This window comes from Amycolatopsis rhizosphaerae (assembly GCF_007713715.1).
GTDB classification, from domain to species: Bacteria; Actinomycetota; Actinomycetes; order Mycobacteriales; family Pseudonocardiaceae; genus Amycolatopsis_E; species Amycolatopsis_E rhizosphaerae.
On sequence record NZ_VJWX01000008.1, the window covers coordinates 38,374 to 44,423 of the forward strand.

The 6,050-nt window shown below is 62.6% G+C and carries 3 protein-coding genes and 1 pseudogene; 1 reads left to right on the top strand and 3 read right to left on the bottom strand.

Annotated elements, in window-relative coordinates:
- Positions 1-2: 2 nt before the first annotated feature.
- Positions 3-452 carry a hypothetical protein gene (locus FNH05_RS01985; protein WP_144585362.1) on the bottom strand — a complete coding sequence of 150 codons (450 nt, stop codon included), beginning with the start codon at positions 450-452 and terminating at the stop codon, positions 3-5.
- A gap of 1,033 nt (positions 453-1,485) precedes the next feature.
- The gene (locus tag FNH05_RS01990; RefSeq protein WP_144585365.1) at positions 1,486-1,836 is read right to left on the bottom strand and encodes a hypothetical protein; all 351 of its coding nucleotides are present in this window, start codon (positions 1,834-1,836) and stop codon (positions 1,486-1,488) included.
- Positions 1,837-2,168: 332 nt separating this feature from the next.
- Between FNH05_RS01990 and FNH05_RS01995 the strand changes: the two genes are divergently transcribed.
- A complete protein-coding gene (locus tag FNH05_RS01995; RefSeq protein WP_144585368.1) occupies positions 2,169-5,663 on the top strand; it encodes an NACHT domain-containing protein in 3,495 nt (1,164 codons plus the stop codon).
- A 43-nt stretch (positions 5,664-5,706) separates the two neighbouring features.
- Here FNH05_RS01995 and FNH05_RS39055 read toward each other — a convergent pair.
- Positions 5,707-5,943 (bottom strand): annotated as a pseudogene (locus tag FNH05_RS39055) (IS5/IS1182 family transposase); the annotation flags it as partial.
- Positions 5,944-6,050: the final 107 nt, after the last annotated feature.

Here is a 6,050-nt window from a genome sequence, read left to right on the forward strand (position 1 = left end):
TCTCACTCTCCGACGATCTCTGCGCGTGCCGCCACCGCGGCGAGATCCCGTTTCTTCGTCCAGTATTTCCCTACCGGGGTAGCGAACACGCTGGCCACGTGGTCGGCAACCGCGCCCTTGCGGGGAAGGCCCAGCCGGGAGCGGAGCGTCGCGCGGGCGAGCCGGACGCAAGTCACTTCGGCGTCTACAGCGCACGATGCCAGCAGCGCCTCAGCAGTGAACCGGGTCCGCATGTCCGCAAGCTTCGGAACCCGCCCACCCGGTTCCATGTCTAGGATCACGACCCGATTTGGGGACAGTGCCGCCAGCGCATGGACGCACTCGTCCCGGAACGCCACGATGGCGTACCCGGCGTGGGGGCCGTCGCGCAACTCAAGGCAAGTCGGCTCGGTCTCTAACACACCGTTGTCGTCGACCAGACAGAGCCACAGCTTGCCGCCCGCCGCGTTCACGCCGAGAACTCTCAAATCTAGTTACTCGCCCCTCATCAGTGCCGGATCCGCAGGACCCCAGAATAGGGGCACAGGCTAATGTGGCCTCGACGACCTCACCCTTCAGCTCTGCGTAGGTAGTGTCGCGAGCTATCGGCCGAGCTCAGTAAGCGCCTTTCATCCGGCGGTTGCTTCGTCGATGAGTCAGCTCTGGAGCACTCGGCGGTACGGCGTCGGTGGTCAATACTGCTGTGACCTTGTGGGCGTCGCCGGACACGACACCGTCCGGACAGCCGTCGGCGATCCAACACAGCACGTCCAGTTGTCTGGCGTTGAGCGAGTCGGTGAGACGCACACGAGCATCGAACCTCAACAAGGCTTGGTCTTCACAGTCGCCAGCCCGAGCGGGCATTAAATATGTGGTTTCGAGACCAGCACCACCTCGGTTGGTGTGCGGCCTCCCATGAGGTGGCTGGCTCGGGGGTGTTGGTGTCAGGCTGGCGCGGGGCCCAAGGCAGCCATTGCCGATCGATGCAGGTTGTCAGGCTCGCCTCGCCCTGGTCCATGTGGCGGCCGCTAGGCAACCAAGGCCACCCCCAGCGCCGTCTACTTGAGCACCCACTGGCTCTGGTGAGAGGCGATCTGTGGTGCGGGGACGCCGTTGACTCGCAGGTTGCGGGTGAAGACGGCCGTGCCGTTTCTGAGGTCCCGATCCTGCTGCATACGCCAAACGGGTGAAACTCGGTGTTGTGTGCCTAGAGTGCACAAAGTACGCGCTTTGTGGGTTTAGCTGGCGCGGTCGTGCTGTCGCCTGGAGGGATATGACCGTCTTGCCTGAAGTTTTCCTACCTGTGATCGCGGCTTCGATCTGCGCACTCGTCAGGTTCGTGACGACAGCCGTTGTGGCCGCCTACATCGTGCACCGAACCGGCGGGACCAGTGGGTTACGGGACTTCGCCGAGGTCGTCCGGGCTTCCGAGCCCGTGAAGATCTGGCCGATCAGACGGCCTCGGTTGGGTCGATGTTACTGGTCGCTTCTCGTGCCGGGCGTTCATCAGCCGCCCACAGGCCTATCTGGGCAGAGAGCCGTGCACGTCGATGCCGACTTGGGCATGACCTCAGCCTCGCCGTCAACGAGGGGAGTGCCGAAGTCGTAAAGGACGAGTTCGTGGGGACCGGTCGCTGAGAATTTCACGAGCCGCTCCTCCGGAGCCGCACCGGTGGTCGGACCAGCGGACTTTCCGTATGCTCGCCGCGGACCCTGCTCTCCCGGCTTGGGATGATTGCGCTTCGGTGTCGCTAACGCCAAGGGCGAATCGCGGCGGAGTCGGGTAGTGAGGAACGTGCAGATGAGGAACACCGACGCCGCGCCCTCCGTGATCCACACGTTCGCTTCGATCGTCATCTAGAGATCCTTTCGACGCACTGTGGTGCTGTGGATCATTGGAGTTCGCTAGCCTCAGCTGAGTGAGTGCTCGAGGAGACTCCCGTGCGGAGCAACCTGACGATGGGCCCGCTAAGCAGCCCGCCTGGGCGAAACTACTCGGGGATGCGGAGCGCGCGTACGTGCACAGTGAGGAAGCCGGGCTTGCGCAATTGTCGGGTGCGTCAGGCCGTTACCTATACGAGCGACTGGGCGAGAAGACCTTTCAGCGTCTCTGCAATGCGTTATTGACACACAAGTACCCTGGTGTCACATGCATGCCGGTCGGTCACAGTGACGGTGGGCGCGACGCAATGCGGCACGATGAGGATCAGGGTCTGATCGTTTACCAGGTCAAGTGGGCGGCGTCCCCGCCGCCCAAGCCCATAGCGTGGCTCAACGCCGCGATCCTCAGGGAACGTACAAACATCGAGCGGCTCGTCTCCGAAGGCGCCCAGTCATACATTCTGATGACTAGCGTCTCTGGTACCGCAGTTCCGAACCGGGGAACCATGGACAAGCTGCGCACTGAACTGGAACGGTATTCGTCTGAGCTAGGGATCCACATCGAATGCTGGTGGCGCGCGGACCTGGACGCACTCATCGATGCCGCTCCCGACTCCCTGAAGTGGTCTTACGGCGACATGCTCGCCGGGTGGGACCTCATTCGGTACCTCAACCGCTCGGAGACGCTGGCGGAGCAGGACCGCGTTCTGCGCGATCTCGTGCGTCAGGTCATCGCGACTCAGTGGGAGGAGGACGCCAGAGTTAAGTTCAAGCAGGTCGACCTCGTCTCCTCGGCGCTGGGCGACCTGTTCGTCGACGTTGAAGCCGTGCGTATCGCCGCACCCGGCTCATCTGCCAGGGGCAAGGACCGCCGAGTCCCTCACGAGTTGGGTGGTGCGGCGGCTTACCTGCTCAAGGCCGACTACAACCAGACTCTGGTGTTCGGTGCTCCTGGACAGGGCAAGTCGACGCTGGGGCAGTTTCTCTGTCAGGTTCATCGCGCGGCCTTCCTCGACAACGCATCCCTGTTCCCAGCCCCGCCTGGCGTGGCGGGGGTGACCACGCCACGCCTGCCGCTGCGGGTCGACTTGCGCGATTACGCCTCATGGCTCGCGGGTGTGGACCCGTTCGCGGTTGCTGCACGAGACTACCTGACGCCTGCGGAGCGCCAACCGGATCCGTCCCTGGAGGCGTTCTTGGTACGGCTGGCTCGAGCGAAAAGCGGTGCCCTCCCAGTGACCGCTGAAACGCTGCAGCGGATCTTCACAAGGTTCCCGCTACTGCTGGTCCTCGACGGGCTCGATGAGGTCGCAGAACCGGGTGAGCGCCAGCTTGTCGTAGCTCAGATCAACGATTTCTGTGCGCGTATTCGGGCAGGAGTGCAACCGGCCCAGGTTATCGTCACAACGCGTCCGAACGTGGTGCAACTCGCCGAGCCCTCCTCCGCTTCGTTCGAGAGCATCAGCCTGCAACCGTTGAGTACCCAACTGCGGAGCACCTACCTCGGCCTGTGGAGCCGAGCACAGGGCCTTGTCGACCGGGATCGCGAGACACTGCGTCGAATCTTCGAGGTCCGTGCGGTCGAGCCGCACATCGCGGGGCTGGCCGAGAATCCGATGCAGATGACGATTCTGCTGTTCCTCATCCTCAAGCGTGGTGAATCCGTACCGCACGCTCGAACCGAGCTGTACTCCTCCTACATGCAGACATTCCTGGACCGGGAAGCCGAAAAGAGCATCGCAGTCCGGCGGCACCGAGCGGATCTGGAAGAGGTCACCGCTCACCTCGGCTGGGTGCTACAGGAGCAGAGCGAAGCCGGCGAGGTTTACGGTCGGCTCTCAGTCACGATGATCAAAAGGGTCATTCTGTCGTACCTGTATAGCGTCGGCAAAGATGTGACGCTCGTTGACGAGTTGTTTACCGCCGTGACCTACCGGGTCTGGGCGTTGTCGAGCAAACAGCAGGGCACGTTTCAGTTCGATATCCTGCCGATGCAGGAGTATTTCGCTGCCAAGCACCTGTACGAGGTCGCGGGTGCCGGGACGCGTGATTTCGACAAAACTCTTGTGTTTCGTCAACTCGTCCGACGTCCGTATTGGATGAACACTTGCCGCTTTTACGCTGGTTTCGCTACCGTGAGCGAGCTGATCGTACTTGCTGAGGTGTTGAAAGACGAGTTCGAGCTCGAACACCGCCCGGCGCATCTACGTCTCATCACCTGGACATTGCTGGCAGACGGGGTGTTCAGTCGGCGACCGCGGACACAGAACGAGGTGGTCGAACTGCTCGCCTCCAACGCGAGCGCGATCATCTTGTGCCATCTCGACGGTCGCCAGGATGGGTTGCCCCTGCTGGCGGTGGAGCACGGCGGTGAGCAACTGCTCGGGCGGCTTTGCGCGTTGATTGCGAAATACCCTTCGGCTGGAGTAAGTCGTGCTCGGGTCAGGCTCATCCGATGTTTAGGTCCCACATCGCTCGCTTTCATCGAATGGTGGGCGTCGCAGATATTCGCGGCTGCCGGGGGTGATGCCGAGACGGCGTGGCTCCATCTCACGGTGGCGGGTCCAGATATACCGGAGAAAGCTTGGAGTGAAGACCTAATCCACCGCCTGTCTTTAGCTGATCCGGCCGCCGCAGACGTCGCGTTGACGACCAGTGTCCCAATCGGGGAGGACTCGCCGCTTGAATCGCTGCTGGTGGCTCACGTGCTCGACGGGCAATGTTCGGGTATTTCCAGTCATGGCGTCGGCTTCCCACGAGAGTTGCTGCGGATTTTTGGCCCCAAAGGTTTCATCGCGTCCGCGAAGCAGGGAGAGGGGCTTCGTCACGCCGATCCCACCCGCAGGGTGGGTTTCTCCACGACGCGATCGCGAGACCTCCCAGCGCTGGAGAGACTGGTCTCACGCGACGACAGGTTCGGCGAGGCGGCGCTCGCTATGCTGACTGGGAAAGGGCAGCAGCACACCACGTCGCCCTGGGCCAACACCGCGCGTGCTCTCACGGCGATCTTCGGGCCGTGCTGGCTCGCTGCGGAGATCGCCGTGATCGGTGCGGCGAGCGCTCCCGAGGTACTGAAGACCGGTGGAGACATCACCCCAGGTTCTGACCCTCTAGGGCCTGCCGCGGACTACGGCCGGTTGCTCACTGAGATTCGCGCAAACACCGCGAAAAACACGTGGTGGATGGACCAGTTCCATCGGTACCCGGACCCGCTCTCTCGATGCACCTGGAGCCTCGCGCTAGTTGCCGTAGCCGCACCGGCCGTGGTACTGCGATGTCTCGACCTGCTGGAGACCGCGGTCGCCGAAGCCCCTCCCGAGCGGCGACGGGCGCTCTTGTTCTCATCTAGCAACCTCGGGAGGAGTCGAGTCGCTCGTCGCCTGGAGTTGGCTGCGCTCGGTGGCGTGCATCGCCGCAGTCCCGACGTCCTTCTTCTCCTCAGCCACTACGCGGTCGAATCTGCTGGGCTTGACCCCTTGCCGGGCTTGCCGTTTGAGCCATTGACAGCGATGGCTTCGCGCGGCAGGGTCGGCTGGCCCGGCGTGCACGCCCTCGTGGCACGTCTCCTCGGTACGCCCAGTGAACAGGCGGTGGAGGCGCTAAAGGACTGCCCGGCCGAGACTGATCTACTCTCCACAGTCGAGGGATTAGAAATCCCCCTCGAGCATGCTCGTCGAATTTTCAAGGAACCGACACGATTCCCTGCATCGGTTGTCGTCTTAGCTGAAAAGATGCTCACCGGAGCAGCGCGTGAGGAATCAATACGCGGCACTGCCTCCGACGAAGGCTGGTTTCGCGAATGACGACTCTCCACAGGCGTGGTCAGGTCGCATATCTCAAGAGCTTCTAACACAATGAGTGGATCTCGAGTCGACGCCAGCAGATGAGGTGCATCCGAGGGGGAGGAATGCTTTGTGAATATCGTCGCGTGTTTCCTTTCGGATGCGGACACGTCGGAACCAGTGCAGCAGTGCGAAGCACTGCTCGACCACCCATCGGTGGACGCCCAGTCCCGAGCCGTGCCGGCTGCCGACGGGCGATCACTGGCTGGATTCTCTTTTCCTGTGTCAGCGTGCGGTGTCGTGGTCATAGGGCGGTCGCGGACACCACGTCGGGTCTCCTGTGTCAGTGGTCGCTTTTGCCGCGGATGGGTAGTAACGCTCCGTCGCCTGACGACAGGGGTTCTTAGG